The 2,139-nt window shown below is 65.5% G+C and carries 2 protein-coding genes; both read right to left on the bottom strand.

What is annotated here, in order from left to right; translation table 11 throughout:
• Positions 1-56: 56 nt before the first annotated feature.
• Positions 57-1,034 (bottom strand): type II secretion system F family protein, encoded by a 978-nt coding sequence (locus JHD07_RS35060; RefSeq protein ID WP_291630515.1) that lies wholly within the window; start codon positions 1,032-1,034, stop codon positions 57-59.
• Between the two features lie 16 nt (positions 1,035-1,050).
• Positions 1,051-2,139 (bottom strand): CpaF family protein (locus JHD07_RS35055; RefSeq protein WP_291630513.1); only part of this gene is annotated, 1,089 nt, incomplete at its 5' end.

Here is a 2,139-nt window from a genome sequence, read left to right as displayed (position 1 = left end):
GTCATGAAACGGACGTCGTGCAGTTTCGAGACGAGGAATTCGACCATACGACACCGTCAAAAATCGAAGTTGATCATCTTCTTCATCACCAGGATGCCGATCGACATCCAAACGACGCAACCGACCAGCATCAGCTGTCCGGTGGGATGAGTCCAAAGCACCGAGATGTATTGCGGGGTCGTGAGATAGACCAGGAACATCACGATCGGCGGCAGCGAGCCGATGATGCCGGCGGAGGCCTTGGCTTCCATCGACATCGCCTGGATCTTCTCCTTCATCTTCTTGCGGTCGCGCAGCACCTTGGAGAGGTTGCCCAGCGCTTCCGAGAGGTTGCCGCCCGATTTCTGCTGGATCGAGATCACGATGCCGAAAAAGTTGGCCTCCGGCAGCGGCATGCGCTCGTAAAGTCTCCCGCAGGCCTCGCCAAGCGGCATTCCGATCGCCTGCGTCTCGATGATGGTGAGGAATTCGCTGCGCAGCGGCTCAGGCGCATCGGCGGCCACCACCTTGATCGATTCGAACAGGGGCAGGCCCGCCTTGATGCCGCGGACGATCACGTCGACCGCATCGGGCAGTGCAGCCAGGAACTTGGCTTCCCGACGCTTCTTCAGGAAGCCGAGTGCCCAGCGCGGCAGGCCGAAGCCTCCGGCAAAAGCGAGACCGGCGGCGCCGATCAGGCCGCCGCCGGCGAACAGGGCGGCCGCGAAGAAGACGCCCGCGACGACGGCGGACACGATCCAGAATTTCTGCGTCGTCCAGTCGAGCCCTGCCTGCGCCAGGCGGACGCTGAGCGGAGCGCTCTTCTCCTGGGCGCGCCGCGCCTCGAGATCCTTCAGCGAGGACTCGACCTGCTCGCGGCGTGAGCGCTGGGTCTTCTCGGCCTGGCGGACCGTGGGGGCCTCGGCGCGCGCGACCGAGGCGCGGCGGCTTTCCGCCTTTCGCTCTCCGGACAGCAGCGGGTAGAGGAAGACCCAGGCGACGCCACCGACCGCTGCGGTGGCGAGGAAGGCGAGGGCGAGGACCTGGATGTTCATGGCGCTGCTGCCTTGCTCACGTCTGCGGCGCGACTTCCGCCGCGTCGAGCGCGGCGGCAAGGCGCTTCTCCTCGCCGTAGTAACGGGCGCGCTCCCAGAACTTCGGACGGCCGATGCCGGTCGAGCGGTGCCGGCCGATGATCTTGCCATTGGCGTCCTCGCCGACCATGTCGTAGAGGAAGATGTCCTGGGTGATGATGGTGTCACCTTCCATGCCCATCACCTCGGTGATGTGGGTGATGCGGCGGGAACCGTCGCGCAGGCGCGCGGCCTGGATGATGACGTCGATCGAGGCGCAGATCATCTCGCGGATGGTGCGCGACGGCAGCGAGAAGCCGCCCATCGTGATCATGGATTCGCAGCGCGACAGCGCCTCGCGCGGGTTGTTGGCGTGCAGCGTGCCCATCGAGCCGTCATGGCCCGTGTTCATGGCCTGCAGCAGGTCGAAGGCCTCGGGTCCGCGGACCTCGCCGACGATGATGCGTTCGGGCCGCATACGCAGGCAGTTGCGCACCAGCTCGCGCATCGTGATCTGGCCCTCGCCCTCGATATTGGGCGGACGGGTTTCCAGCCGCACCACATGGGGCTGCTGAAGCTGGAGCTCGGCGGCGTCCTCGCAGGTGATGACGCGTTCGTCGTGCTCGATGTAGTTGGTGAGGCAGTTGAGCAACGTGGTCTTGCCCGAACCGGTTCCGCCGGAGATCAGCACGTTGCAGCGGACGCGGCCGATGATCTGGAGGATCTCGGCGCCTTCAGGCGTGATCGCCCCGAACCTGACGAGCTGATCCAGCGTCAGCTTGTCCTTCCTGAATTTGCGGATGGTGAGCGCGGGGCCGTCGATCGACAGCGGCGGCACGATGGCGTTGACGCGGGAGCCGTCGGCAAGGCGGGCGTCGCAGATCGGCGAGGATTCATCGACGCGCCGACCAACCTGGCTGACGATGCGCTGGCAGATGTTGAGGAGCTGCTGGTTGTCGCGGAAGCGGATGCCGGTGCGCTGGATCTTGCCGCCGACCTCGATGTAGACGGTGTTGGCGCCGTTGACCATGATGTCGGCAATGTCGTCGCGCGACAACAGCGGCTCGAGCGGGCCGTAGCCGAGGAC

The organism is Bradyrhizobium sp. (genome assembly GCF_016462955.1).
Taxonomy (GTDB): domain Bacteria; phylum Pseudomonadota; class Alphaproteobacteria; order Rhizobiales; family Xanthobacteraceae; genus Bradyrhizobium.
Note: the sequence above shows the minus strand (reverse complement) of the source record. Positions and strands in the feature narration are given on the sequence as shown.